The organism is Bradyrhizobium cenepequi (assembly GCF_020329485.1).
Taxonomy (GTDB): Bacteria; Pseudomonadota; Alphaproteobacteria; order Rhizobiales; family Xanthobacteraceae; genus Bradyrhizobium; species Bradyrhizobium cenepequi.
Map to the genome: position 1 here is coordinate 1 of NZ_JAGKJI010000038.1, position 23,072 is coordinate 23,072.

32 protein-coding genes and 2 pseudogenes are annotated in these 23,072 nt (G+C 60.5%); 29 read left to right on the forward strand and 5 right to left on the reverse strand.

Annotated features, from left to right (window positions below; all coding sequences use genetic code 11):
* A partial coding sequence (locus J6497_RS29765; protein ID WP_225707811.1) for a transposase occupies nt 1–334 on the forward strand: 334 nt, incomplete at its 5' end.
* Here J6497_RS29765 and J6497_RS29770 read toward each other — a convergent pair.
* Entirely contained in the window at nt 323–529 is a 207-nt protein-coding gene (locus J6497_RS29770; RefSeq protein ID WP_225707877.1) for a SufE family protein, read from the reverse strand. The two genes, J6497_RS29765 and J6497_RS29770, sit on opposite strands and share 12 nt — an antisense overlap.
* Before the next feature lie 377 nt (nt 530–906).
* On the opposite strand from J6497_RS29770, the gene nifD reads away from it, so the two are divergent.
* The 8 genes from nifD (at nt 907) to fdxB (ending at nt 8,605) form a co-directional block, all read left to right on the forward strand.
* Nucleotides 907–2,409, forward strand: coding sequence for a nitrogenase molybdenum-iron protein alpha chain (gene nifD, locus J6497_RS29775; protein ID WP_225707812.1), 1,503 nt, complete (start codon nt 907–909; stop codon nt 2,407–2,409).
* Nucleotides 2,410–2,479: 70 nt separating this feature from the next.
* Nucleotides 2,480–4,036, forward strand: a complete 1,557-nt coding sequence (nifK, locus tag J6497_RS29780) for a nitrogenase molybdenum-iron protein subunit beta (protein WP_225707813.1) — start codon at nt 2,480–2,482, stop codon at nt 4,034–4,036.
* 98 nt (nt 4,037–4,134) lie between these two features.
* Entirely contained in the window at nt 4,135–5,799 is a 1,665-nt protein-coding gene (gene nifE / locus J6497_RS29785) for a nitrogenase iron-molybdenum cofactor biosynthesis protein NifE (RefSeq protein ID WP_225707814.1), read from the forward strand.
* Between the two features lie 9 nt (nt 5,800–5,808).
* A complete protein-coding gene (gene nifN / locus J6497_RS29790) occupies nt 5,809–7,212 on the forward strand; it encodes a nitrogenase iron-molybdenum cofactor biosynthesis protein NifN (RefSeq protein WP_225707815.1) in 1,404 nt (467 codons plus the stop codon).
* Complete coding sequence (gene nifX / locus J6497_RS29795; RefSeq protein WP_225707816.1) at nt 7,209–7,604, forward strand: nitrogen fixation protein NifX; 396 nt, start codon at nt 7,209–7,211, stop codon at nt 7,602–7,604. The genes nifN and nifX overlap by 4 nt, the downstream gene beginning before the upstream one ends.
* 7 nt (nt 7,605–7,611) lie before the next feature.
* On the forward strand, nt 7,612–8,082 hold the full coding sequence (locus tag J6497_RS29800) for a NifX-associated nitrogen fixation protein (protein ID WP_225707817.1): 471 nt from the start codon (nt 7,612–7,614) through the stop codon (nt 8,080–8,082).
* 9 nt (nt 8,083–8,091) lie between these two features.
* Nucleotides 8,092–8,292: a CCE_0567 family metalloprotein gene (locus tag J6497_RS29805; RefSeq protein WP_225707818.1), complete on the forward strand. Its 201-nt coding sequence runs from the start codon at nt 8,092–8,094 to the stop codon at nt 8,290–8,292.
* A 13-nt stretch (nt 8,293–8,305) separates the two neighbouring features.
* Nucleotides 8,306–8,605, forward strand: coding sequence for a ferredoxin III, nif-specific (fdxB, locus tag J6497_RS29810; RefSeq protein WP_225707819.1), 300 nt, complete (start codon nt 8,306–8,308; stop codon nt 8,603–8,605).
* Between the two features lie 662 nt (nt 8,606–9,267).
* Here the strand turns inward: fdxB and J6497_RS29815 are convergent.
* Together J6497_RS29815 and J6497_RS29820 are read right to left on the reverse strand one after the other, a co-directional pair.
* The gene (locus J6497_RS29815) at nt 9,268–10,056 is read right to left on the reverse strand and encodes a hypothetical protein (RefSeq protein WP_225707820.1); all 789 of its coding nucleotides are present in this window, start codon (nt 10,054–10,056) and stop codon (nt 9,268–9,270) included.
* A gap of 192 nt (nt 10,057–10,248) precedes the next feature.
* A pseudogene (locus tag J6497_RS29820) lies at nt 10,249–10,632 on the reverse strand (FMN-binding negative transcriptional regulator); the annotation flags it as partial.
* 252 nt (nt 10,633–10,884) lie between these two features.
* On the opposite strand from J6497_RS29820, the gene J6497_RS29825 reads away from it, so the two are divergent.
* From J6497_RS29825 to J6497_RS29845, 4 genes and pseudogenes are all read left to right on the forward strand, one after another.
* On the forward strand, nt 10,885–11,202 hold the full coding sequence (locus tag J6497_RS29825) for a hypothetical protein (protein ID WP_225707881.1): 318 nt from the start codon (nt 10,885–10,887) through the stop codon (nt 11,200–11,202).
* A gap of 50 nt (nt 11,203–11,252) precedes the next feature.
* The gene (locus tag J6497_RS42155) at nt 11,253–11,399 is read left to right on the forward strand and encodes a hypothetical protein (RefSeq protein WP_376708290.1); all 147 of its coding nucleotides are present in this window, start codon (nt 11,253–11,255) and stop codon (nt 11,397–11,399) included.
* A gap of 20 nt (nt 11,400–11,419) precedes the next feature.
* Nucleotides 11,420–12,165 (forward strand): annotated as a pseudogene (locus J6497_RS29835) (DEAD/DEAH box helicase family protein); the annotation flags it as partial.
* A gap of 131 nt (nt 12,166–12,296) precedes the next feature.
* Complete coding sequence (locus J6497_RS29845) at nt 12,297–12,710, forward strand: Rieske (2Fe-2S) protein (protein ID WP_225707823.1); 414 nt, start codon at nt 12,297–12,299, stop codon at nt 12,708–12,710.
* Nucleotides 12,711–12,719: 9 nt separating this feature from the next.
* Here the strand turns inward: J6497_RS29845 and J6497_RS29850 are convergent, their stop codons facing one another.
* Together J6497_RS29850 and J6497_RS29855 are read right to left on the reverse strand one after the other, a co-directional pair.
* Nucleotides 12,720–13,310 carry a hypothetical protein gene (locus tag J6497_RS29850; protein WP_225707824.1) on the reverse strand — a complete coding sequence of 197 codons (591 nt, stop codon included), beginning with the start codon at nt 13,308–13,310 and terminating at the stop codon, nt 12,720–12,722.
* Complete coding sequence (locus J6497_RS29855; RefSeq protein WP_225707825.1) at nt 13,307–13,516, reverse strand: hypothetical protein; 210 nt, start codon at nt 13,514–13,516, stop codon at nt 13,307–13,309. Before J6497_RS29855 ends, J6497_RS29850 begins: the two co-directional genes overlap by 4 nt.
* 71 nt (nt 13,517–13,587) lie before the next feature.
* Here J6497_RS29855 and J6497_RS29860 point away from each other — a divergent pair, with 71 nt between their 5' ends.
* From J6497_RS29860 to J6497_RS29935, 16 genes are all read left to right on the forward strand, one after another.
* Nucleotides 13,588–13,911 carry a HesB/IscA family protein gene (locus J6497_RS29860; RefSeq protein ID WP_225707826.1) on the forward strand — a complete coding sequence of 108 codons (324 nt, stop codon included), beginning with the start codon at nt 13,588–13,590 and terminating at the stop codon, nt 13,909–13,911.
* 16 nt (nt 13,912–13,927) lie between these two features.
* Nucleotides 13,928–14,218: a NifU family protein gene (locus J6497_RS29865; RefSeq protein WP_225707827.1), complete on the forward strand. Its 291-nt coding sequence runs from the start codon at nt 13,928–13,930 to the stop codon at nt 14,216–14,218.
* The gene (gene nifS, locus J6497_RS29870; protein WP_225707828.1) at nt 14,215–15,414 is read left to right on the forward strand and encodes a cysteine desulfurase NifS; all 1,200 of its coding nucleotides are present in this window, start codon (nt 14,215–14,217) and stop codon (nt 15,412–15,414) included. The genes J6497_RS29865 and nifS overlap by 4 nt, the downstream gene beginning before the upstream one ends.
* A gap of 4 nt (nt 15,415–15,418) precedes the next feature.
* Entirely contained in the window at nt 15,419–15,643 is a 225-nt protein-coding gene (gene nifT, locus J6497_RS29875) for a putative nitrogen fixation protein NifT (protein ID WP_225707829.1), read from the forward strand.
* Nucleotides 15,640–16,503, forward strand: coding sequence for an SIR2 family NAD-dependent protein deacylase (locus J6497_RS29880; protein WP_225707830.1), 864 nt, complete (start codon nt 15,640–15,642; stop codon nt 16,501–16,503). The genes nifT and J6497_RS29880 overlap by 4 nt, the downstream gene beginning before the upstream one ends.
* Nucleotides 16,504–16,841: 338 nt before the next feature.
* Complete coding sequence (gene nifB / locus J6497_RS29885; protein ID WP_376708292.1) at nt 16,842–18,341, forward strand: nitrogenase cofactor biosynthesis protein NifB; 1,500 nt, start codon at nt 16,842–16,844, stop codon at nt 18,339–18,341.
* 11 nt (nt 18,342–18,352) lie between these two features.
* Nucleotides 18,353–18,577, forward strand: coding sequence for a 4Fe-4S binding protein (locus tag J6497_RS29890; RefSeq protein WP_225707832.1), 225 nt, complete (start codon nt 18,353–18,355; stop codon nt 18,575–18,577).
* Between the two features lie 12 nt (nt 18,578–18,589).
* Entirely contained in the window at nt 18,590–18,949 is a 360-nt protein-coding gene (locus J6497_RS29895) for a HesB/IscA family protein (RefSeq protein ID WP_225707833.1), read from the forward strand.
* Entirely contained in the window at nt 18,946–19,482 is a 537-nt protein-coding gene (locus J6497_RS29900; RefSeq protein WP_376708291.1) for a tetratricopeptide repeat protein, read from the forward strand. Before J6497_RS29895 ends, J6497_RS29900 begins: the two co-directional genes overlap by 4 nt.
* On the forward strand, nt 19,472–20,245 hold the full coding sequence (locus tag J6497_RS29905) for a 4Fe4S-binding leucine-rich repeat protein (RefSeq protein WP_225707835.1): 774 nt from the start codon (nt 19,472–19,474) through the stop codon (nt 20,243–20,245). Before J6497_RS29900 ends, J6497_RS29905 begins: the two co-directional genes overlap by 11 nt.
* Nucleotides 20,242–20,562, forward strand: a complete 321-nt coding sequence (locus J6497_RS29910; protein WP_225707836.1) for a nitrogen fixation protein NifZ — start codon at nt 20,242–20,244, stop codon at nt 20,560–20,562. The genes J6497_RS29905 and J6497_RS29910 overlap by 4 nt, the downstream gene beginning before the upstream one ends.
* Nucleotides 20,559–20,798 carry a nitrogen fixation protein NifZ gene (locus tag J6497_RS29915; protein WP_225707837.1) on the forward strand — a complete coding sequence of 80 codons (240 nt, stop codon included), beginning with the start codon at nt 20,559–20,561 and terminating at the stop codon, nt 20,796–20,798. The genes J6497_RS29910 and J6497_RS29915 overlap by 4 nt, the downstream gene beginning before the upstream one ends.
* Before the next feature lie 10 nt (nt 20,799–20,808).
* Nucleotides 20,809–21,168: a DUF3024 domain-containing protein gene (locus J6497_RS29920; RefSeq protein ID WP_225707838.1), complete on the forward strand. Its 360-nt coding sequence runs from the start codon at nt 20,809–20,811 to the stop codon at nt 21,166–21,168.
* A 34-nt stretch (nt 21,169–21,202) separates the two neighbouring features.
* Nucleotides 21,203–21,472: a DUF6129 family protein gene (locus J6497_RS29925; RefSeq protein ID WP_225707839.1), complete on the forward strand. Its 270-nt coding sequence runs from the start codon at nt 21,203–21,205 to the stop codon at nt 21,470–21,472.
* Nucleotides 21,473–21,477: 5 nt separating this feature from the next.
* On the forward strand, nt 21,478–22,671 hold the full coding sequence (locus J6497_RS29930; protein ID WP_225707879.1) for a DegT/DnrJ/EryC1/StrS family aminotransferase: 1,194 nt from the start codon (nt 21,478–21,480) through the stop codon (nt 22,669–22,671).
* Nucleotides 22,672–22,707: 36 nt separating this feature from the next.
* Nucleotides 22,708–23,037 carry a hypothetical protein gene (locus J6497_RS29935; protein WP_225707840.1) on the forward strand — a complete coding sequence of 110 codons (330 nt, stop codon included), beginning with the start codon at nt 22,708–22,710 and terminating at the stop codon, nt 23,035–23,037.
* Nucleotides 23,038–23,072: the final 35 nt, after the last annotated feature.

A 23,072-nucleotide genomic window follows, 5' to 3' on the forward strand; every position in this document is an offset into this window, starting at 1 on the left:
GCCTGGCCTCGATCTCCATCTGGTCGTTGACAACTATGCCACCCATAAGACACCAGCCGTAAAGCGTTGGCTCAAGGCACACCCACGCTTCCATTTGCACTTCACGCCGACCTCGGCCTCTTGGCTCAACATGGTCGAGCGCTTCTTTGCCGAGATCACCCGAAACCGCATCCGCCGCGGCGCCTTCGAGAGCGTCGCCGAGCTCAAGCGTGCGATCATGGAATACCTGGAAAACCACAACGCCGCCCCAAAGCCCTTTATCTGGACCAAATCCGCGGGTGAAATCCTCGAAAAAGTCGCCCGCGCGAAACAAGCGTTAGAGTCACAACACTAGGGCGGCCTGGGCGTCGGCGCGCATGAGAAGGACCATGGAGCGGAGATCGTTCGGGCCGCTATGGCTTGAGATGCTCGGGCACGCGAACAACACCTGCGGGTCGGCCGCGACGATCTCTCTGGCTGGTCGGCCCAATAGCATTGGAATCAGGATGGCGACGAGGCCACGCACAATGTGCGCACCACCATCGCCGATGAGGTGAGCACCGGCTGGGCTTCGCGACGATGGTGAGCCAGACTGGCTGACGCAGCGTTGTAGCTGGTCGCCTCGTTACGTGCGGCGTCCGGCCGCGGGCCCGCCAAGTATCGCAATATTCTCGCGGCTTTGTTGTGAAAATCCGCGGTGCAATATCACGCGCGCCCGCCCTTGTTTTGTTTCAAACAGGATCAAACGAGCACGTCTGTGGACACGCTCGATGTCGGGTTTGCAACAACAATCCGGTTACCCGCGCGAACGTGGCTATCTACTTCCAACTGCGCCGATTTTTGCGCTCACGCCGCGGCTGGCACGGTCGTTGCAAACTCTTGGCCGAGACCCGCCATCGTAACAGGAAGCCTTTGAAGGATATCAGCATGAGTCTCGCCACGACCCAGAGCATTGCAGAAATCAAAGCCCGCAACAAAGAGCTGATTCAGGAGGTGCTGAAGGTCTATCCGGAGAAGACCGCGAAACGGCGCGCCAAGCACCTCAATGTTCACGAGGTCGGCAAGTCGGACTGCGGAGTCAAGTCCAACCTCAAATCCATCCCCGGCGTGATGACGATCCGCGGTTGCGCCTACGCGGGCTCCAAGGGTGTGGTCTGGGGACCAATCAAGGACATGATCCATATCAGCCACGGTCCGGTCGGCTGTGGACAGTACTCGTGGGGCTCGCGGCGTAATTACTACGTCGGCACGACAGGCATCGATAGTTTCGTGACTTTGCAGTTCACCTCCGACTTCCAGGAAAAGGATATCGTGTTCGGCGGCGATAAGAAGCTCGCCAAAATCATTGACGAGATCCAGGAGCTGTTCCCGCTCAACAACGGCATCACCATCCAGTCGGAATGCCCGATCGGCTTAATCGGCGACGACATCGAGGCGGTCTCCAAGGCGAAGTCGAAGGAATATGACGGCAAGACCATCGTGCCGGTCCGCTGCGAGGGCTTCCGCGGCGTGTCACAGTCGCTCGGCCACCATATTGCCAACGACGCGGTACGCGATTGGGTGTTCGACAAGGCCACGCCGGAGAGCAAGCCGACGTTCGAGTCGACCCCCTACGATGTCGCGATCATTGGCGACTACAATATCGGCGGCGACGCCTGGTCATCCCGAATCCTGCTGGAGGAAATGGGCCTGCGCGTGATCGCGCAGTGGTCCGGCGACGGTTCCCTAGCCGAGCTCGAGACAACGCCGAAGGCGAAGCTTAACGTGCTGCATTGCTACCGCTCGATGAACTACATCTCGCGCCACATGGAGGAGAAGTTTGGCATTCCGTGGTGCGAATACAACTTCTTCGGGCCCTCCAAGATCGTGGAGTCGCTGCGCAAGATCGCCGGCTATTTTGACGACAAGATCAAGGAGGGTGCCGAGCGAGTAATTGCAAAATATCAGCCGCTGGTGGACGCGGTGATCGCTAAATATCGCCCACGCCTGGAAGGCAAGAGCGTGATGCTGTTCGTTGGCGGACTGCGTCCGCGCCACGTGATCGGCGCCTACGAGGACCTCGGCATGGAGGTCGTCGGCACCGGCTACGAGTTCGGCCACAATGACGACTACCAGCGCACCGCCCAGCACTACGTCAAGGATGGCACGCTCATCTACGACGACGTCACCGGCTACGAGTTCGAACGCTTCGTCGAGAAGATCCAGCCTGACCTGGTCGGCTCGGGCATCAAGGAAAAATATGTCTTCCAGAAGATGGGCGTGCCGTTCCGGCAAATGCACTCCTGGGACTATTCGGGTCCGTATCATGGCTATGACGGATTTGCGATCTTCGCGCGCGACATGGACATGGCCATCAACTCACCGATCTGGAAGAAGACCAAGGCGCCATGGAAGGACATCCCCAAGGCGAAGCTGTTGGCTGCCGAATAACGTAAATGGCCCGGCGCTCCGCTGAGTGCCGGAGCCGACATTGATCACGATTTTCGAAAGGATCCCACCAATGGCGCAGAGTGCAGAACACGTGCTCGATCACATCGAGCTGTTCCGCGGTCCGGAATACCAGCAGATGCTGGCCAACAAGAAGATGTTCGAGAATCCCCGCGATCCCGCGGAGGTCGAACGCATCAGGGAATGGGCGAAGACGCCCGAATATCGCGACAAGAATTTTGCGCGGGAAGCGCTGACGGTAAACCCAGCCAAGGCCTGCCAGCCGCTGGGCGCGGTGTTCGCCTCCGTTGGCTTCGAGGGCACGCTGCCCTTCGTGCACGGCTCCCAGGGCTGCGTGGCCTATTACCGCAGCCATCTGTCGCGGCATTTCAAGGAGCCAAGCTCCTGCGTCTCCTCGTCGATGACGGAGGATGCTGCTGTATTTGGCGGGCTGAACAACATGATCGATGGGCTCGCCAACAGCTACAATATGTACAATCCCAAGATGATCGCGGTCTCCACCACCTGTATGGCGGAGGTGATCGGAGACGACCTCAACGCCTTCATCAAAACCTCCAAGGAAAAAGGCTCGGTTCCGGCGGATTTCGATGTGCCGTTCGCGCACACGCCAGCCTTCGTAGGCAGCCACGTCACCGGCTACGATAATGCGCTCAAGGGCATCCTGGAGCATTTCTGGGACGGCAAGGCCGGAACAGCGCCGAAGCGCGAGCGCGCGCCCAACGAGAAGGTCAATTTCATCGGCGGCTTTGACGGCTACACCGTCGGTAATATCCGCGAGATCAAGCGCATCTTTGAATTGATGGGCATCCAGTACACCATTCTTGCCGACAATTCTGACGTGTTCGATACACCGACCGACGGCGAGTTCCGGATGTATGACGGCGGCACCACGCTGGAAGACGCCGCGAACGCGGTTCACGCTAGGGCGACGATCTCCATGCAGCAGTGGTGCACTGAAAAGACGCTGCCGTTCATCGCCGACCATGGCCAGGAGGTCGTGGCGTTCAATTATCCGGTCGGCGTGTCCGCAACGGATGAGTTCCTCATGGCGCTGTCGCGCATCACTGGTATGGATATCCCGGAGGAACTGGCGCGAGAGCGCGGCCGCTTGGTCGACGCGATGGCTGACTCCAGCGCGCACATCCACGGCAAGAAATTCGCGATCTATGGCGATCCAGACCTCTGCTATGGCTTGGCTGCCTTCCTGCTCGAAGGGGGCGCCGAGCCGATCCATGTGCTGTCCACGAACGGCAACAAGGCCTGGGAGGCGAAAATGCAGACATTGTTTGCGAGCTCGCCGTTTGGGCAGAACTGCCATGCCTATCCCGGGCGAGACCTCTGGCATATGCGCTCGCTCTTGTTCAGCGAGCCGGTCGACTTCCTGATTGGCAACACCTATGGCAAGTATCTGGAACGCGACACCGGTACGCCGCTGATCCGCATCGGCTTCCCGATCTTCGATCGGCATCACCATCACCGCTCTCCGGTGTGGGGGTATCAGGGCGGCATGAACGTGCTGGTGAAGATTCTCGACAAGATCTTTGACGAGATCGACAAGAAGACCAACGTTGCCGGCAGGACCGACTATAGCTTCGACATCATTCGTTGATGACGAGCGAGGCGCGCCATCGCCGGTAAACATCGGCGATGGCCTAAGCGCACGATGGGCTGATCTTCGCGCGCAAACTCGGTTGAGAGGAAAGACGGATGAGTTCGCTATCGGCCGCGATCCAGGAGATCTTCAACGAGCCGGGCTGCGCCAAGAACGCCAACAAGTCGGATGCCGAGCGCAAGAAGGGCTGCACCAAGCAGCTGCAGCCGGGCGGCACCGCGGGCGGCTGTACCTTCGACGGCGCCAAGATCGCGCTGCAGCCTTTTACCGACGTCGCCCATCTGGTGCACGGTCCGATCGCCTGTGAGGGTAATTCCTGGGACAACCGCGGTGCGGCTTCGTCTGGTGCCAGCATCTGGCGCACCGGCTTCACCACTGACCTGAACGAAACCGACATCGTATTTGGGGGCGAGAAGCGTCTCTACAAGGCAATCAAGGAGATCATCAACAAGTACAACCCACCGGCCATCTTCGTCTATCAGACCTGCGTCCCCGCCATGATCGGCGACGACATAAATGCGGTCTGCAAGGCGGCTTCGCAAAAGTTCGGCAAGCCGGTCATTCCCATAAATTCGCCGGGCTTCGTCGGCCCCAAGAACCTCGGCAACAAGCTCGCCGGCGAGGCCTTGCTCGAGCATGTCATCGGCACGCAAGAGCCGGACTACACCACGCCCTACGACATCAACCTGATTGGCGAATACAACCTGTCCGGCGAGCTTTGGCAGGTCAAGCCGCTGCTTGACGAGCTCGGTCTCCGCATCCTCTCCTGCATCTCGGGGGACGGCAAATATCGCCAAGTCGCCTCTTCGCACCGGGCGCGCGCTGCCATGTTGGTATGTTCGAAGGCGATGATCAATGTCGCGCGCAAGATGGAGGAGCGTTACGGCATCCCGTTTTTCGAGGGGTCGTTCTATGGCATCCAGGATTCCAGCGATTCGCTGCGCGAGATAGCCCGGCTGTTGGTGGAGCGCGGCGCGCCCTCCGAACTGATCGAGCGCACCCAGGCCGTGATCGCGCGGGAGGAGGCGCGCGCCTGGGCCGCGATCGAGCCGTACAAGCCGCGCTTTGCGGGCAAGAGGGCGTTACTGATCACCGGCGGCGTCAAGTCCTGGTCCGTGGTGGCGGCGCTGCAGGAGGCAGGGCTCGAGCTGGTCGGCACCAGCGTCAAGAAATCCACCAAGCAGGACAAGGAGCGCATCAAGAAGCGGATGGGGCAGGATGCCCACATGATCGAGGACATGACGCCGCGCGAGATATACAAAATGCTGAAGGACGCGAAAGCGGACATCATGCTCTCGGGTGGCAAATCGCAGTTTGTTGCGCTGAAGGCGGCGATGCCCTGGCTCGACATCAACCAGGAGCGCTGCCACGCCTACATGGGCTATGTCGGTATGGTGAAGCTGGTCGAGGAGATCGACAAGGCGCTGTTCAATCCGATCTGGGAGCAGCTGCGTCGACCGGTGCCGTGGGACGAGGTGGCCAAGAATCGGCAGACCAAGGCGATCACGCAGATGGACGCGCAGGCCGCCGAGATCACCGGCGATCCGGAGACGACCCGGCGCGCGAAAAAGGTCTGCTTCTGCAAGGAAGCCGATCTTGGCACCATCGAGGATGCGATCCGCTCGCACGGCCTGACCAGCGTCGAGGCAGTCAGACAGCACACCAACGCGTTCGGTGGCTGCTGCAAGAGGCGTATCGAGGACATCCTAGCGACCATACCGGTCTCCTCGCCGCCTGCCATGCAGCAGGCCGCGGAATAGGGCGGGATCATGGCCATCGTCACCACGCCGAAGAAGGCCTGCGCGGTCAACCCGCTGAAGATGAGTCAGCCGATCGGCGGCGCATTAGCCTTTATGGGCCTGCGTGGGGCGATGCCGCTTCTGCACGGCTCGCAAGGTTGCACATCCTTCGGGCTCACGCTGTTCGTGCGGCATTTCAAGGAGGCGGTGCCGCTGCAGACGACTGCGATGAGCGAGGTGGCGATCGTGCTCGGCGGTTATGAAAATGTCGAGCAGGCCATCCTCAACATCTACAATCGCACCAAGCCGGAGATCATCGGGATCTGCTCGACCGGGGTGACCGAAACCAATGGCGATGATGTCGACGCCTACATCAAGCTGATCCGCGAGCAGCATCCGCAGCTCGCCAAGTTTCCTCTAGTCTTTGTCTCGACGCCCGATTTCAAGGACGCCTTCCAGAACGGCTGGGAAAAGACGGTGGCACGCATCGTCGAGGTGCTGGTGGAGGCGCCGGCGCTCGAGGCGGAGCGTGATCCCGCGCGGGTGAATGTCCTCCCCGGATGTCACCTGACGCCGGGTGACCTCGACGAACTGCGGACCATCCTGGAGGATTTCGGCCTGAAGCCATCCTTCCTGCCTGATCTCGCGGGATCGCTGGACGGGCATATCCCGGACGAGTTTACGCCGACGACCATTGGCGGCATCGGGGTTGACGAAGTCGCGAGCATGGGCCAGTCCAGCTGGACCATTGCCATCGGTGCGCAGATGCGGCGGGCGGCAGAAGCCATGCAGGCCAAGACTGGGGTGCCGTTTCGCCTGTTCGAGCGGCTGTGCGGCCTCATCCCCAATGATGAATTCATTGCCTTCCTAAGCGAGATCAGCGGCCGCCCTGTGCCAGCAAAATATCGCCGCCAGCGCGGGCAGCTGGCCGATGCGATGCTGGACGCGCATTTTCATATCGGCGGCCGCAAGCTTGCGATCGGTGCTGAGCCTGACCTCTTGTTCGACCTGTCCAGTATGCTGCACGAGTTGGGTGCGCAGGTCACCGCGGCCGTGACGACCACGCAGTCGCCGGTGCTGGAGCGGATAGGGACCAAGGAGGTGCTGATCGGCGATCTCGAGGATCTGGAAGAGCTTGCTAGGACGAGGGATTGCGATCTGCTGATTACGCATTCGCATGGCCGCCAAGCGGCGGCGCGGCTGAAGATTCCGTTTTATCGCGCGGGATTTCCGATGTTCGATCGGATCGGCGCGGGACACCAGCTATCCGTCGGCTATCGCGGCACGCGCGATGCGATCTTCAGTATCGCCAATCTCGTGATCGCCGACCGCGACGAAAATCATCAGCCTACACCCGATAGCTGGCGGGCCTCGACGCCCTTAAGGCCCGGCGGCCGCAGCTTCATCGACGCAACCGAGAGGTCGATTGCATGAAGATCGCATTCGCTACCCAAGACTTGAGGTGCGTCGATGCGCATTTTGGCTGGGCGAAGAACATCGCCATCTATGATGTTGGGCCGGGCGGGCACGTGTTTCTGAAGGCGGTCCAGTTCGACGGCGATCTCAAGGAAGACGGCAACGAGGACAAGCTCGCGCCCAAGATCGAGGCGATCAAGGACTGCGCCATCCTCTATGTTGCTGCCATCGGCGGCTCCGGTGCCGCGCGGGTGGTGGCGAACAATATACATCCCATCAAGGTGAATAAGCCCGAGACCATCCTGGCGCTGGTCGAGAAGCTCGAGCGCGTGCTGAAGGGTACGCCGCCGCCCTGGCTGCGCAAGGCGCTGGCAAAGGACCAGGAGCGAACGCTCGATTTCGAAGAATGAGGACGACATGACTGAGGCCGCGGACATCGTACAAACCGACAGCGCGCTCGATGCGCCATTCGTGAGGGAACTGGTCAAGATCTGGCGCGCCCAGGACATTCATGGCGCCTGGGACGGCAAGAGCGATCTCGATCTGCTCGAACCCTATGTTCTAGACAAGGAAAAGCGACGCGCGCTGCCGATCGTCGGTGATCCCGATCCGGATACGGTTTGGCGGATGGAGCTGTTCTTCAATGCGGTCGCGCTCTCGATCGAGAAGGCGACGGGTGTGATGATCCAGCCGATGCTGAAGATGCACCATGAAGGCTTTGGCCGCATGGTGCTGATCGGCGGGCGGCTGATCGTGCTGAATAAGCAGCTGCGCGATGTGCATCGCTTCGGCTTTGACAATCTCGCAAAGCTCGCAGCGGAGGGTGGCAAATGCGTCAGAGGCGGCATCAAGATGATCCGAAAATTTCCCGACGTGGCGAACTATTGAGGGTAGCTCATGAGCGACCTTGAAAACCTGAAAGCAGAAATAAGAAAGCTGTCTGTCAAGGCGACGCAGGCCAAGATGGATCTGCACGACCTTTCGGAGGAATTGCCCGTCAACTGGACCTCGATCATGGCGGTGGCGCAGCAGGCGCACGATGCCTTTGCCGAACTCGAGCGCAAGCGCGAGGACCTCAAGGCGCTGGAAAAGGCCTAAAGGGTATCCGATCATGTCATTTGCAACGCACGACGGCCGTGACTGGACGCCAGACTACCTGATCTCGATTGATGCCAAGAAGTGCATCGGCTGTGGCCGCTGTTTCAAGGTCTGCGGTCGAGACGTCATGACGCTGAAGGGTATCAACGAGGAGGGCGATCTTGTCGATCTCGACGATGACGAAGATGATGAGATCGAGAAGAAGATTATGGTGATGAATGACCAGGGCGCTTGTATCGGCTGCGGCGCCTGCGCCCGGGTTTGCCCGACCAACTGCCAGACCCACCAGCCCGCTGCAACGGAAGCCGCTTGAGAGCGCCTCTGTCCGCCTTTCCCCGCAAGCAAGCAGGAGTTGGACGGCGAAGCCTCGGCTGAGGGACTCTCCATGTGCTGCGCTCGGGGATAGAGCCCCTCGGCGCCGACCATCCCCACCAGCTTGCTGGCGCCGAGTCACCCGTCCCCAGGTAGAATCATGCCCTCATCGGGCGCAAGTATCGGAATTCGAATTCTGCGAAAATGCCGGTTCGGATGGCTCAAAATGTCTGCGCCACTATGGGATCGGATACCGGCGATCCTCAATATTCCGCTGTCGCGAACGAACCGTCTCTGCTTGCTCTAAAGTCAATCCGGTCGCTACCTTCGCCATCTCCCAGGCCTTAACTGTCCATGACTCTACAGGCTCAATGATGAGAACCCAGTGTTCATTTGGCCCTGAATAGCCGCCAACCTCAGAAACTAATCCAGCCTAGCGTTTGCCAGGAAACCACAAGAGCTTAAATCTTGTCTCGCCAAGATCCGTTTTGCTCCTAAAGGTCATGCCGTTTTCTTCCTCAGCCACGCTCACCCCCAACCGGGTGAGTATGATCGCCTGCCGTTCTCTCCTAAACCTCAACGCCGTACCGCTCTTCGCTCCGTGCCGTTGGTGCCACCACACCATTCCGACCAAGACAGTAGCGGGTCCAGCAACTTCGAATTCTACTGCACTTGACTCGGCTTTGCCGGCGGGGGCGGGGTGGGCGGCGGTTGATCTTTTGGCAGGAAGACTTGGCAGGAAATAGCAGTGCGACCGCCCCGTACCGCATTCAGGGTAATGATTGTGTCAGTGCTCGGATCTCGTCTGATAAAAGATGTTTGGGTCCCAATTAATACTGTCGCGTCGTGAGTGATGTTTTCTAAGGTCCTGCCGCGGCGAACCGTGAATTCCGTTATCACGGGGAGAGCGACTTCGTAGCTGTGATAGCTTACGATGAGACTTATTCCAGCTCTTTGACGACGGCCGGTGCACTGCAACCCGTCGCGGCTTGCTATACATTTTGCCCAGTCTTCGGCGACTCCCGGACCGAGATACTGCTCGGAAAGAAAACCTGCTGCCGTTTCGTTCTGCTGGCGATCGGTTCTTGAGCAGTTCAGCCGTTTCCAGGCATCGATTTCGTCGGTGCTATTATGATCGGCGCCGAGAGTGCTGTGAGAGCCTTGTATAGTGACACCCGCGTACCCATCGCCTCCGCTAGCCCCAGTCTGCTGGGTTTTTGACATTTGAAAGTGGCGCTGAATTTCGCTGCTGTTTGCGCTGCACGCCCAATAATGCTCTGCGGCCTGATAACTTCGGTCGTTTGTCCCAATCCGCTTTGTTAATAGCGCATCTGACAATATGGCGTTGCAAGTATCCACGCCTTCAGCCTGTAACGCAGTTGGACAGGCGGTGAGCAAAACCCAAAGCGAGGCCGCGTTGACACCTCTGCGGACAATAGGCACGGGTGCCATTTCTCGCTCTCGTCACACAACTGCGTAATTCGTGGGTCGCGATCGGAACAGCAGACGCTCGTCGAGCGAGCCGACCAGCGCCGCCATCATGTCCATCAGCGTGATCCGCTGCCGCTCTATGTCGCCTGCGAACAGGTCTCTTGCATCGGGGGCTAGTTCAATGAACCGACTGTAAAACAGGTCAGCGATGTCTCGACGTATCTGCCACATCGCACGTTCGGGCTCCTGCAAGAACTCGACCGGCCCGTACGCGTGGACGGCGATGTAATTCCATGTCGGCACCACCTTCCCGGTTTCGTGCTTGGTGGCCTACCATGAGGGTGTCACGTAGGCTTCCGGACCCACGAAGATCGCGAGAGCTTCGCCGGTCGGAGCCGAACGCCATTGTGGATTGGTCTTCGCCAAGTGCCCATACAGCACTCCGTGCTTTCCTTCGGTCTCATCGAGGAAGAGCGGCAAGGGTGTGGCGATCGGCCCTTCTGCCGTAGCCGTGACCAGATTGGCCAGGCGAGCGGAGCCGATGGTCGCTCGGATGTTTTCGCGATCGTCATTTTTGAAGGCGGGGGGCACATACATGGCGGTTCTCCGTTCTCGCGCCTGAGATAAACCGAGCCTGGTATGCTTGAAACTACCAGTTATCGATGATTTTGCTGGTCCAGTTTCGGGGCATGCGACCTCGGGTTATCGGCGCGAACGAAGCTGAACCGACGGCCGGACGGGTCTAGTCTGATGCGGACGACCCGGATCAGCAAAGTCTGCTGATCTGGTATCCGAAAGTCACGGCGGCCGACGAGGGATACGTCAGGCCGGCGGTGAAGATCGAGTCCGGTGCCAAGTCTGCGCTTGATCCGAACCAACCCGCCATCGTCCGGCCCCTATCGCGGCGACGTACTCGCCGAGCTTGAGCTCAGTGTGCCCAACATCACCACCGTCGATGCTGAACGCACCTTCTGGGACAAGGTGGTGATCTTCACGGCCTGCGCCAATAGTTCGAGGGGCGCGGCGGAGGGCAGCGGATTTCCCGGCACTATTACGACGTCTACCGGTTGTTGGACTCCGATACTGGTCGCGTCGCCTTCGGGAATCTCGCTCTTGCCGCTGATTGCGTGCGACACGCCCGCATGGTTTTCAACTGCCCGGATTTGAATCTCGCTACCGCGGCTCCCGGATCGTTCACGCTGTCGCCAAATCGCCAGATGGCGGTCGAGCTTTCGTGCGACTACGCGGCGATGGTCGGGATGATCTTCGGAAACGCGCTGGCGCTGGAGGATGTTCTCGGCGGGATTAGCGAGCTCGAGGCGCGTATCAATGACACCGGGGCGAAGTCAGCCGCCGCAAGCTGAGGCCGGGGGCAGGAGTGTGAATAGAGGCCGATACCTGTCGAAAATTTGTCGTGCCGCGGCTGCGGGCCGCGGGATGGGATGACGCGCCACCCGCGATCAACGAACAGTGCACCTTCACCGACGGTCGGGTGACCTTTGTTGGGGGACGGGCTAGGCGCGGCCGACAGAAGCGCGCCGATTATATTCTGCGTTTCAGCGCCGACTATCCGATCGCTGTCGTAGAAGCGAAAGCCAGCTCCAAGTCTGCCGGCAACGGTCAGCAGCAAGCGAGGGACTACGCCGAGATTCTGGGGTTGAAATTCGCCTTCGCCAACAACGGCGCAGATATCGTGGAGTTCGACTTCTTCACGGGTAGCGAGACCCTGCGCGCCGATTTTCCGGCGCCGGCCGAATTACGGCGCGCCAGCGCGCGGGCCTCGGCCTGTCCGACGATACCGCGGCGGATCGCCTTCTCACGCCAGGATTTCCCGACCCTGGCAAGCCGCTTCGCTACTATCAGGAGAACGCCGTCAATCAAGCGCTGCAAGCCATTCTGACCGGACGGCGCCGCGTGCTTCTAACCTTGTGCACCGGAGTCGACAAGACCGCGGTGGCGTTTCAAATTGCCTGGCGGCTTTGGAACGCCGGATGGAACAAGCGCGGCGACTTCCGTAAACCAAGGATCCTCTTCCTCGCTGATCGCAATATCCTCGTCGACGACCCCATGGGGAAGACCTTCGCATGGTTCGGCGACGCGCGCTTCAAGACCGAGAACGGCGTCGTCAGCCACCGGTCGCAATTAGTTGTTGTCTCGCTTGCGACGCCGCGCGCCGGACTCCCAAGAAAGGTGAGGCGATCGGTACTTTGCGCGATTTTTGCAAGGCTGATCGCAGGATGATCAATTGAAAGTTGTTTGGCATGAACGAGCAGCGGACGCAGCCGAATACCGCCTATGCGATCTGCGGCTTCAACGATATTCCAAGCCAGCGCGCCATGGGCTTCCACCTCATGATCGTCGACGAAGACGGCAGCCACAGGCCGTGGCTCATTGTCGTGGTGCGCTGGGGCAAGCGGGTGTTTGGCTACCTCAACAAATGCCCGCACAACGGCGTCAAGCTGGACTGGGAACGCAACCAGTTTTTCGATCCCCGCGGCATCCGGCTGATGTGCAGCAAGCACGGCTCGACCTTCGAGCTCAGCACCGGCCGCTGTGTCGACGGCCCATGCAAGGGCAGCAGGCTCACGCCGGTCGCGTTGACGGTGCTGGACGGCGACATCTGCGTGACCGGCGTGCGGCTTGTGGAGGAGGAGGATCCCTCCGGCGAAAGCTGAAGCCGGCGCTCAGATCGGCCGGTTCTCGTTGCGGTTTCTCACGGGCTCCATCCTCTTCAGCCCGTCCTCGTAAGAGATCTCGTCATAGGACGCATCCACATCCTTGGCCGCGTCGAGCAGGTAGTCGAGCTTGCCTGGCGCATCGAGCTTCTTGATGTCATTCTTGTCGACCCCGACCAGCTCCATCATCTCCTTCCAAACGGTGGATTCATCGCACGGCAACACGTTGAAGGTGATACCATCGAGCTTGATTCGGTATTTCGCCAACAGGTCTATGTTGTTGCAAAACATGAAGTAGCTGCCATCAGGACTTAGCGCGCCCTCAAGAACGTTTGCAACATCGGCAAGATAAGCGAAGCAGTGCAGATAGCCGGCCAGCACCGGAATGGTGCTTTCGCCTTCCTGCACGACCGTCAGCACCTGCTCGATCGAATAGTGGGGCGGCCGCTTCTCGTCCGCGACCTGGGCCTGGAATTTCAGTGCGATATCGCCGCGAAAGCCGAACCGACCCCGCTTGGTGGTCCCGCCCTTGAATATGGCATTGAGCAGGCGCCCCTCCTTCTCCAACCGGCTGAGCGCGGTGTTCTCGATTGCAGTCATGAAAAATCATCCCTCGATCCAAGACAGGCGCCGGACGCCGGCGGCGCGAGAGGCAATGCAAAATGTTTGCCGCCGCGTACGTGACGCTTGATCGGCGGAATCCATAAAGAAAACACGCAAAGCCGCCGCGATCCCTCGAAGACCTTTGTCAGCAACCCGACGTGCGTCATAAAGCCAACAGGTGCGATTTCGAAAAAGGTGAGCATTGTCAAGCTCGTGCGCGCTGGCATGCGACTTGCCAATCCCCATGCAAACGATTCGGCAAATGAAAGGTGCCATGATCAATCTGACGGATAGCGCAGTCAATGCGCTCAAGAGCGCGATCTCGGCTTCGGCGCAGCCGACGAGCGGCCTGCGCATCATGGTCGAGGCCGGCGGCTGCGACGGATTCAAATACAAGATGGGCCTCGCCGACGAGGCAAAACCCGACGACACCGTCATCGAGCGCGACGGCATCAAGGTGTTCGTCGACAATATGAGCCATGAGCACCTCGCCGGCTCGACGATCGATTTCGTGGTGGCGCTGGAGGGCACGGGCTTCACCTTCGACAACCCAAACGCCAGCTCAAGCTGCTCCTGTGGTAAATCCTTCAGCAGATAAAAGGAGAAATCAAAGCATGCTGGTCGAACCGGAACAACTGAAGCAACCGTCGGTCATTGAGACCGATCGGGAGCAACTCATTCGCGCCGTGATCGAGGAGATTCGGCCCAATCTGCAACGCGACGGCGGCGACTGTCAGCTGGTCGGGACGGACGGCAGCAAGATCATGGTCAAGCTGACTGGTGCCTGCGTGTTCTGCAAGCTTTCAAGCGCGACGCTAGAAAACATTCAGGCGCGGCTGGTCGAAAGGCTCGGCGAACTCGTTCGCCTGATCCCCGTCGCCGGCGCCGCCAATGCGCGGCATTGAACGAGGCGTTTGTGCCGATCTATCTCGACAACAATGCGACCACGCGGACGGATCCGTGTGTATTGCAAGCCATGTTGCCGTTCTTCACGGAGCGGTTCGGCAATGCCTCGTCCACCCATGCCTACGGCAGCGAGGTCGCGGGCGCGGTGGCGAAGGCGCGCCGCAGCCTGCAGGGCTTGCTGGGAGCCGCCCACGATTATGAGATCGTCTTCACCTCTGGCGGGACCGAGTCCAACAACGCCGCCATCCTTTCTGCGCTTGCAACCCAGGAAGGGCGCGACGAGATCGTCACCACCTCCGTCGAGCATTCCGCCATCCTCACACTGGTCGAGCACTTGGCGACAAGGGGCATCAAGGCACATGTGATCCCGGTGGATTCGCGCGGACGGCTCGACGTCGAGGCGTTTCGCTGGGCGCTTGGACCACGCACGGCGATTGCGTCGGTTATGTGGGCCAACAACGAGACCGGCACGATTTTCCCGATGGAGCCTCTGGCCGGGTTGGCGCGTGCGGCAGGTGCGCTGTTTCACGCCGATGCGGTGCAGGCCATAGGCAGGATGCCCATCGACCTGAAGGACAGTGCTATCGACATGCTGTCGCTATCCGCGCACAAGCTGCACGGCCCCAAGGGAATCGGCGCGCTCTATTTGCGCCAAGGCACGAAATTTAGGCCGCTGATCTGGGGCGGGGCACAGGAACGATGGCGCCGCGCCGGAACCGAGAACATCCCCGGCATCGTCGGCCTTGGAAAAGCTGCAGAGCTTGCGGCCGAGCGGTTCGAGCCGGAGCGCGTTCGTATTGGTGCGTTGCGCGATCGCCTGGAACAGGCGATTTTGCACAACGGCCACTGCTTGGCGCTCGGCGACGTCAGCAACCGGCTGCCGAACACGGCCAACATCGCCTTCGAAGATCTCGAAGGCGAAGCAATCGTCCACCATCTCCATCGTGCGGGCATTGCCGCTTCGCTCGGATCAGCTTGCAGCTCCAGCTCAATGGAGCCGTCGCATGTGCTGCGCGCCATGAACGTGCCGGCGAGGAGCCTGCGCGGCGCGGTGCGCTTTTCCTTGTCGCGTGAAACCACCGTCGAAGAAGTCGATCAGGTCGTCCGCGTACTGTCCGGCATCGTGGCTCACCTGCGCGCCATGTCACGAGAGCATCCCAATCCTGCCAGCAATTCGCCCCGATGCACGAGTTGATCTCATGAAAGTCATGATTCGCCGCTCTCCGGAGGCGGGCCTGTCGATTTACGTGCCGAAAAAAGATCTCGAGGAGCCGATCGTCGAATCGGAGCACGAGGCGCTGTGGGGCGGCTGGATCAGAATAGCCAATGGCTGGGTGCTCGATCTCCCCGAGATGGCGAGTGACACGCCGCTGCCGATCACGATCAATGCCAGGAAGCGTGGCGAGCACGGGGACGACCGATGAAGGCGATGGCGCAAATCGATTTTGTCAACGCGGCCGATGCGGACGCGGTTCTCACTGACGTCGCGACTAGGCTGCGTGCCGGCAGCATTGTTCCCTATCTCGGACCTGGCCTCGCCGAGTTGTCCAAACCGGATGCGCCGATGACGCCGGAGACCTTGGCTGCCTTTTTCGCCAACAAGGTCGCGCTGCCCCGCCGGGCCAGGGGCAATGTCTGGGCCTCGGCGCAGCACATCGAGAGCAACAAACATCGCTCCACCGTGACGGCATTGCTGGCGCAGGCCTTTGCTGCGCCGGTCGAGCCGACGCCACTGCATCATCATCTCGCCGCGCTACCCCTGCCTGTCATCGTCGATGCCTGGTATGACGGCGCGATGCGTGCGGCGCTTGGCAAGCACCAGGGGTGGGGCGAGGTGCAGGGCATCACCCGCGCCGGCATCGGCGAGGACCGCTGGTATCGCTTCTATGATGCGGAGGGCAGAGAGGTCGATCGCGCTGCGTCACAGAGCTGGACCACGGTCCTCTACAAGCCGCACGGCGGCGTGTTGCCTGCCAGGAACTTCCTGATCTCTGACGCCGACTATGTCGAGGTGCTGACCGAGATCGACATTCAGACGCCGATCCCCGATGTGGTGAAAGAGCGGCGCAGTGGCCGAAGCTTTCTCTTCATCGGCTGCCGATTCAATGATCAGCTGCTGCGAACCTATGCGCGGCAGCTCACCAAGCGCTCGGCCGGTGTTCATTACGCCATCGTGGAGCCGGATGTGCTGTCCAGGAATGAGCTGCGTTTTCTGGTCGAACAGGGCCTGACGCCGCTTGCGATCCCGCTCCCGCGCGCGATCGAGATCCTGCTCGCCGGCTGACAGATCCTGTCGATGGGTCGATATTGCTCGCCTGCCGGCGCACGCGAGTGTCTTGCGTTTCGCGCCAGGGAATGACTGCGCTCATCTCTATGTCAGGATCGAGACGCCTGTCACACTTCAAACATTTCTAATGTCGTGCAGAAGCCTTTGCTTCCACGGTAAACCGCGGCAGGCGGCTCGCTTTTTGGCTTAGATCAAAATTGCTCGCAATTCCAACCGTGGCACGCGAGTTGCTAATCTTATTTTCAGTTTCCGCCTGCAGGGAGAATGGAAGGATGGACGTATCAGCGCTGGACGAAGCAAGCTCGGCAGGGAACGCCGTCGGCATCGGCGAGATCATGCAGGCGATCGCCGAGCACAAGGGCTGCGGCACGTCCGGCGGCAGCGGCAAGGCGAGCTGCGGCTCGCAAGCCGGCCAGGGTGATCTGCCGACCGAGATCTGGGACAAGGTCAAGAACCACCCCTGCTACAGCGAAGAAGCGCATCATCACTACGCCCGCATGCATGTTGCAGTCGCGCCCGCCTGTAACATCCAGTGCAATTACTGCAATCGCAAATATGATTGCGCCAATGAATCGCGCCCGGGCGTGGTGAGCGAAAAACTAACGCCGGAGCAGGCGGCGAAAAAGGTGCTGGCGGTCGCCTCCACCATCCCACAGATGACCGTGCTCGGCATCGCGGGGCCCGGCGATCCGCTGGCCAATCCGAAAAAGACGTTCAAGACCTTCGAGCTGGTGGCCAAGGCCGCTCCCGACATCAAGCTGTGCCTGTCGACCAACGGCCTGATGCTGCCCGACCATGTCGACACGATCGCGCGCTTCAAGATCGACCATGTCACCATCACCATCAACATGGTCGACCCCGAAATCGGCGCCAAGATCTATCCCTGGATTTTCTACAACCACAAGCGCTACACCGGCGTCGAAGCCGCAAAGATCCTCACTGACCGCCAGCTGCAAGGCCTCGAGATGCTCACCGAGCGGGGCATCCTGTGCAAGATCAATTCGGTGATGATCCCGGGTACCAACGACCAGCATCTGGTCGAGGTCAACAGGGCGGTCAAATCGCGCGGCGCGTTCCTCCACAACATCATGCCGCTGATCTCCGCGCCCGAGCACGGCACCGTGTTCGGCCTCAACGGACAACGGGGACCGACCGCGCAGGAATTGAAGGCACTGCAGGATGCCTGCGAAGGCGAGATGAACGTGATGCGGCACTGCCGGCAGTGCCGCGCCGACGCTGTCGGCCTGCTCGGCGAGGACCGCAGCGCAGAGTTCACTAGCGAGAAGGTTATGGCCATGGACGTCAAATATGACCTGCAGATGCGCAAGGCCTATCAGGCCAAGGTCGAGGAGGAGCGCGTTGCCAAGGTTGCTGCCAAGCAGGAAGAGGTCGCCGAGCTTGCCAGCGAGATGAGCGACATCAAGCTCATGGTTGCGGTGGCGACGAAGGGCTCGGGCCTGATCAACGAGCATTTCGGTCACGCCAAGGAGTTCCAGGTGTACGAGCTCTCCATGGCGGGTGCCAAATTCGTCGGCCATCGCCGCGTCGATCACTATTGCCAGGGGGGTTATGGCGAGGAGGGGCGCCTTGCCAGCGTCATCCGCGCCATCAACGACTGCCATGCGGTGTTCGTGGCCAAGATCGGCGGCTGTCCAAAGAGCAATCTGTTGAAAGCCGGAATCGAGCCGGTCGACCAATACGCCCATGAGTTCATCGAAAAATCAGCGATTGCCTGGTTCAAGTCCTATCTCGACAAGATGCAAAGCGGCGAGACCCAGCATACCCAGCGGGGCGATGCGGCGATCCGCCAGGGCGCGCTGAGTTCAGCGGCGTAAGGAAAATATCGATGCCGTTCAAGATCATCGCCTCGCAATGCACGAGCTGCTCGGCTTGCGAACCCGAATGCCCGAATGTCGCAATTTCGGAGAAGGGCGGAACGTTCGTGATTGATCCGAAGAAGTGCAGCGAATGCATCGGCTATTTCGATGAGCCGCAATGCGTTGCGGTCTGTCCGGTCGACAACACCTGCGTCGTAGACACCTCATTGCCGCGCTACCAGGCGCGGGCGTAAAGGGGCGAGCCCATGACCTTCACGCTGACGGCCGCCGGGGAAAAAGTCACGAGTTCCGTGCTGCGCGCCGATGGCACCGCTGGCCCCAGCTTCCGGCTCGCCGTCACGGCCGGTGGTTGCTCGGGATTGTCCGCTGATACAGGTGTTGCGCCGGCACCGCCGCCCGGTCAGCAAGGCGTCGAGCGCAATCGCCTAAAGTTACTTCTCAATGCCGAGAGCCAGCTAATGCTTGGCGGTATAACCATCGATTTGACCGACACCGCTGCGCAGACTGGGCTGATCTTCCCAGAAGCAGATGCGCTGCTCCAGCGAGACCGCAAAGGCTGTCCATTAGAAAAAGGCTGCCCATTAGAAGAGGAAAGCTGCCGATGAACCTGGATGTGGCAGGCAACGCGCTGTCCGGGAGCGAGGAGGCGCTGATCGCGCACACGCTACTCGGCGAAGGCCTGCCTCGCGAAGCTGAGGATCATCTGTGGCAGGCCGGGCTGTCCTATCGCCTGGACGAGATCGCAGAAAAACACCTGCGCGAAGCGCAGGCGCTGGCGCCAGGTCACGCCGCCGTCCTGATCGGACTCTACCGCTTCTATTTCTACAAAGGTCGCTTGGCCGAGGCGTTGGAGGTCGCAAAGCTCTGTATTTCCACGGCAGCGCGTGAAAACGGTCTCGCAGACGACTGGCGGCGGGTCAGCGCTGCCGACGCTGCTTTCGATCGCTACGAGAACATCCTGCCGCGCTTCTATCTATTTTCGCTGAAGGCCTACGCCTACCTGCAGATGCGGCTCGGGGATCTGGATGAAGGGCACGCGGCCGCCAGCGAGCTCATGGAGCTCGACCCGACCGACAAAATCGGCGCCAAGGTGCTCTTGGACGTGCTGGAGCGGATGGGGCAGGACGATGACGGATGACATCGATGTGGCCCGCGACTGGCTGGGTAACGAGGTCGACTGCGGCACCTGCACGCATCTCGGACTCAGGGCCAGTGGCGGCTGCCGCTTGATGCATGCCTGCGTCAACGACCGCTACGCCCGCCGCATCGACCGCTTCTTCAACTGGAATCCGGTGCTGGCCGACGCTTACCTCACACATCCGCATTTCGAGGTGCGCGCGATCGCGGCCAAACACGCCAACCTGTTCCTGCTGCCGATGCTGCTCGACGATGCTGAGGAAATCGTGCGCTGGAACACGGCGCGCCGCCTGCCCAAGCGCTTTGTGCTGCGACTGCGTAGCGACCCGCATCGGGAGGTGAGGATGCGGGTTGCGACCTTGCTGGATGGCGCGGAGCTGGCGCCGATGATGTCGGATCAGGACTATTACGTCCGCCTGGTGGTGGCGAGCCGGATCGCGCCGACGCTGCTTGGGCGTCTCATGAACGATGACGAGCCCGATGTGCGCCGCGTGGTTGCGCTCCGCATTCCCTATGACTGGCTGCTCGCCATGGTCAAGGATCGCGATCCGATCGTGCGGCTCGAGATCGCACGGCGGCTGTCTCCGGATTCGCTCAGCGTGCTGCGCCGCGATCCGGATTGGCGCGTCCGCCATGAGGTGGCAAGCCGCGTTACGGCGGCCGAGCTGGCGGAGTTGACCGAGGACGAGGACTCGATGGTGCAGGAAGTCGCCCGCGCGCGCGTGGCAGTCCGGCCCGAACGACCGAGAGGGAGTGGGACATGAGCAACATCGTTCGCGACAGCGAGGTGGTCGAGCTGACGGGGCCGCCTTTCTTCAGCTTTGGCGAAAAGGTGCGGGCCAACCGCACCATCCGCAATGACGGAACCTATGCCGGTAAGGAAATTGGCGAGATCCTCGCCAAAAAGGGGGAGGTGGGTTACGTCGTTTCAATCGGCACTTTCCTGCAGCAGTTCTACATCTATGGCGTGGAATTTCTCGAAAGCGGTAACCGGGTCGGCATGAAGCGCAAGGAGCTCGAGCCGGAGGTGGCGCGCGAGGAGCTTGAGGACCTGCCGTTGCCGGAAGAGGCCGCGCCATGATCGACCCGAGGCTGCCGAAATACCAATGGGGCCAGCGCGTCAAGGCGGCGGTCGACCTCATTAACGACGGCTCCTTTCCCGAAGCACCGGCCGATGGACTCTTGATCGGCGCCGGAGGGCTCGGCGAGATCGTGCAGGTCGGCAGGCATACCGAAGCGAACGTGCCAATCTATCTCGTCGAGTTCGGCGAGCGGCTGGTCGTCGGCTGTCTTGAAGAAGAAATTACAGTGCTTTGAGGGGGGCGGGATGAATGCTGCGGTGATGAGAAAAGTAGCAATCGGACTGATCCCTCACCCGAACGAGCTCGATCGCAAGCGGATCGAGCGCGCTTTGAGCTCGCGCAAGCGCTATCGCTATGTCTTGCCGAATGTGAAGCCGGTGAGGGGTGGCTATCTAATTGAGAGTCCCTGCTGCTCTCGCAATATCGACAAGGACGGCGAGCTGATCGATGTCGCGCTGATCCACTATGACATGGTGAACGGGATGTGGAAGCTGTTTCGCAAGGACCACGCGCATGGAATTTGGGAATTTTACAGCATCTACCACCGACTGACCTCAGCGATCGAGGATTTGAACACGGATCCCGAGCGGCTGTTCTGGCAATGAAGCTGATTTGAGGAGCAGTTATATGGGAGCCGCGATGGCGCTTGGCACAGACGAACTGATCGAAATCGAACGGGTGCTTGCGGCGGCGGAGGCCGATGCAAGCCCATTCCTCGGGCTGCGGCGCCGTTTTCCGCACCTCGCCTTGACGCGCTGTGATGCGTCTGATGTGGCCGAGCAGCCGTTCCGAAGCTTTCCGCGTTTCGACCTGCATCTGATCGATGGCTGCGATCGCTGCGTGCAGATCACGGCCGATCCGGCACGAGCGATTGGTATCCTGCTGGCGGCAAGGAGTACTGAGCGGTGACCGGCGTGGAACTCACAGGGCATCGCGAACATGGCGCGGACGCGGTCGATGCCGATGTATCCTTCATTCCGCTCTCCGATCCCGATATCACCTCGGCCGAGCTCTCTGCCGTGGAAGCACTGCTGTGTTCGCCGCGAATCTCCAATGGGCCGATCACTGACGCCTTCGAGAAAGCCTTCGCCGCCTATCTTGGCCGCGAATATGCCGTTGCCGTCCCCAGTGGCACGATCGGGCTTCTGCTTGCGCTAAAAGCGCTCGGCATCGGACCCGGGCAGGAGGTGATCGCCTCGCCTTATTCGTTTCGCGAAACGGTGCATGCTATCAGTCTCGTGGGCGCGCGGGCCGTATTTGCCGACGTCGACTATTGGTCGGGAGCCTTGGCTCCTTCGAAGATCGAAGAGCGTATCACGGCCAACACGCGGGCTATTGTTGGTGGCAATCCCAATGGCCATCCGGCGCCATGGTCGGAGCTGCGGGCGATCGCGCAGCGCCATCAGCTGCCGCTCCTGGAGGATTCAACCGAGGCGATCGGATCGCGATATAAGGGCGAACTCGTCGGCCGCTTTGGCGATATCGCCGTGTTCGACTTCGCCCAGCCATTGGCCCTGACCTGCGGCGAAGGGGGCATGGTGGTGACCGACGACATCGATGTGGCCGTTGGCTTGCGCCGCCATCGCGCGCATCGGCTGGATGAGCGCTCCTCCGTTGTCGTCAGCAGCGCAGCGCCCCACCAAGCCGGCATGAGCGATCTCGCAGCCGCGCTGGGCCTTGCGCAGCTGAAGCGCCTCGACGAAATCCTGGAGCGGCGCCAGCTCGCCGAACAGCTCTACAATGCGCATATGCAATCCTTCGAGGGTATCAAGCCGCCCTATGTGGGCCCCGATGTGACCGAAGTGAACTGGTTCCTCTATCTCGTCCATCTCGGGACCCGCTTCACGCGATCCAGCCGCGACGCCATTGTCGATGACCTGCGCATCGAGCAGGTCGAGGCCGCCGCCTATTGCCATCCGTTGCATTTGCAGCGGCATTATTTCGAACTCGGCTATCGTCATGGCGATTTCCTAGTTACGGAAAAGATCGCCGATCGCGCCCTGGCACTGCCGTTTCACACCCACCTTACCGACGACCAGGTCGCGTTCATCGTGGAGACGATGAAGGACGCGTCTATCAACATCGGCGCTGGCGCAGCAATTTATTAGAACCGAGGAATCATCATTCGGACGCAAAAGGAAGGCTTGAATGTCGACAGTCACGGTCTCGCCGTGGGGCAAGATAATCGAGGTCATTCAAGCCACGTCACTCTTGGCGGTGCTGCAGAACCCGGAGATCGCAGTTCCAGACAAATGCAAGGGCAGAGCCAACGCGGATCCTCCGACATCTTCGTTCAGCAAGACCGCAAGGAACTCTCGAGGGTGGCGCGCGAAGAGAATGAGAAGCTCAATACGATCGGAGACGTCGGCTCCACGTTGCGGCTCGCCCGCGAGGCCAAGGTGTTCGGAACCGGAAACTTGATGATCGAGCCCTTGGGCTTCGGCTCGGGCTTCTTCAGGCTCGGCGTTAAATAGCGGGGAAGGCAAATGGATTGCGCAACGGGTCATTG

Excerpts from the sequence above, each read along its gene's own strand:
- nifD (WP_225707812.1), top strand. The coding sequence starts at position 907 with ATGAGTCTCGCCACGACCCAGAGCATTGCAGAAATCAAAGCCCGCAAC.
- nifK (WP_225707813.1), top strand. The coding sequence starts at position 2,480 with ATGGCGCAGAGTGCAGAACACGTGCTCGATCACATCGAGCTGTTCCGC.
- nifE (WP_225707814.1), top strand. The coding sequence starts at position 4,135 with ATGAGTTCGCTATCGGCCGCGATCCAGGAGATCTTCAACGAGCCGGGC.
- nifN (WP_225707815.1), top strand. The coding sequence starts at position 5,809 with ATGGCCATCGTCACCACGCCGAAGAAGGCCTGCGCGGTCAACCCGCTG.
- nifX (WP_225707816.1), top strand. The coding sequence starts at position 7,209 with ATGAAGATCGCATTCGCTACCCAAGACTTGAGGTGCGTCGATGCGCAT.
- J6497_RS29800 (WP_225707817.1), top strand. The coding sequence starts at position 7,612 with ATGACTGAGGCCGCGGACATCGTACAAACCGACAGCGCGCTCGATGCG.
- J6497_RS29805 (WP_225707818.1), top strand. The coding sequence starts at position 8,092 with ATGAGCGACCTTGAAAACCTGAAAGCAGAAATAAGAAAGCTGTCTGTC.
- fdxB (WP_225707819.1), top strand. The coding sequence starts at position 8,306 with ATGTCATTTGCAACGCACGACGGCCGTGACTGGACGCCAGACTACCTG.
- J6497_RS29815 (WP_225707820.1), bottom strand. The coding sequence starts at position 10,056 with ATGGCACCCGTGCCTATTGTCCGCAGAGGTGTCAACGCGGCCTCGCTT.
- J6497_RS42155 (WP_376708290.1), top strand. The coding sequence starts at position 11,253 with ATGGCGGTCGAGCTTTCGTGCGACTACGCGGCGATGGTCGGGATGATC.
- J6497_RS29845 (WP_225707823.1), top strand. The coding sequence starts at position 12,297 with ATGAACGAGCAGCGGACGCAGCCGAATACCGCCTATGCGATCTGCGGC.
- J6497_RS29850 (WP_225707824.1), bottom strand. The coding sequence starts at position 13,310 with ATGACTGCAATCGAGAACACCGCGCTCAGCCGGTTGGAGAAGGAGGGG.
- J6497_RS29855 (WP_225707825.1), bottom strand. The coding sequence starts at position 13,516 with ATGCTCACCTTTTTCGAAATCGCACCTGTTGGCTTTATGACGCACGTC.
- J6497_RS29860 (WP_225707826.1), top strand. The coding sequence starts at position 13,588 with ATGATCAATCTGACGGATAGCGCAGTCAATGCGCTCAAGAGCGCGATC.
- J6497_RS29865 (WP_225707827.1), top strand. The coding sequence starts at position 13,928 with ATGCTGGTCGAACCGGAACAACTGAAGCAACCGTCGGTCATTGAGACC.
- nifT (WP_225707829.1), top strand. The coding sequence starts at position 15,419 with ATGAAAGTCATGATTCGCCGCTCTCCGGAGGCGGGCCTGTCGATTTAC.
- J6497_RS29880 (WP_225707830.1), top strand. The coding sequence starts at position 15,640 with ATGAAGGCGATGGCGCAAATCGATTTTGTCAACGCGGCCGATGCGGAC.
- nifB (WP_376708292.1), top strand. The coding sequence starts at position 16,842 with ATGCAGGCGATCGCCGAGCACAAGGGCTGCGGCACGTCCGGCGGCAGC.
- J6497_RS29890 (WP_225707832.1), top strand. The coding sequence starts at position 18,353 with ATGCCGTTCAAGATCATCGCCTCGCAATGCACGAGCTGCTCGGCTTGC.
- J6497_RS29895 (WP_225707833.1), top strand. The coding sequence starts at position 18,590 with ATGACCTTCACGCTGACGGCCGCCGGGGAAAAAGTCACGAGTTCCGTG.
- J6497_RS29900 (WP_376708291.1), top strand. The coding sequence starts at position 18,946 with ATGAACCTGGATGTGGCAGGCAACGCGCTGTCCGGGAGCGAGGAGGCG.
- J6497_RS29905 (WP_225707835.1), top strand. The coding sequence starts at position 19,472 with ATGACGGATGACATCGATGTGGCCCGCGACTGGCTGGGTAACGAGGTC.
- J6497_RS29910 (WP_225707836.1), top strand. The coding sequence starts at position 20,242 with ATGAGCAACATCGTTCGCGACAGCGAGGTGGTCGAGCTGACGGGGCCG.
- J6497_RS29915 (WP_225707837.1), top strand. The coding sequence starts at position 20,559 with ATGATCGACCCGAGGCTGCCGAAATACCAATGGGGCCAGCGCGTCAAG.
- J6497_RS29920 (WP_225707838.1), top strand. The coding sequence starts at position 20,809 with ATGAATGCTGCGGTGATGAGAAAAGTAGCAATCGGACTGATCCCTCAC.
- J6497_RS29925 (WP_225707839.1), top strand. The coding sequence starts at position 21,203 with ATGGCGCTTGGCACAGACGAACTGATCGAAATCGAACGGGTGCTTGCG.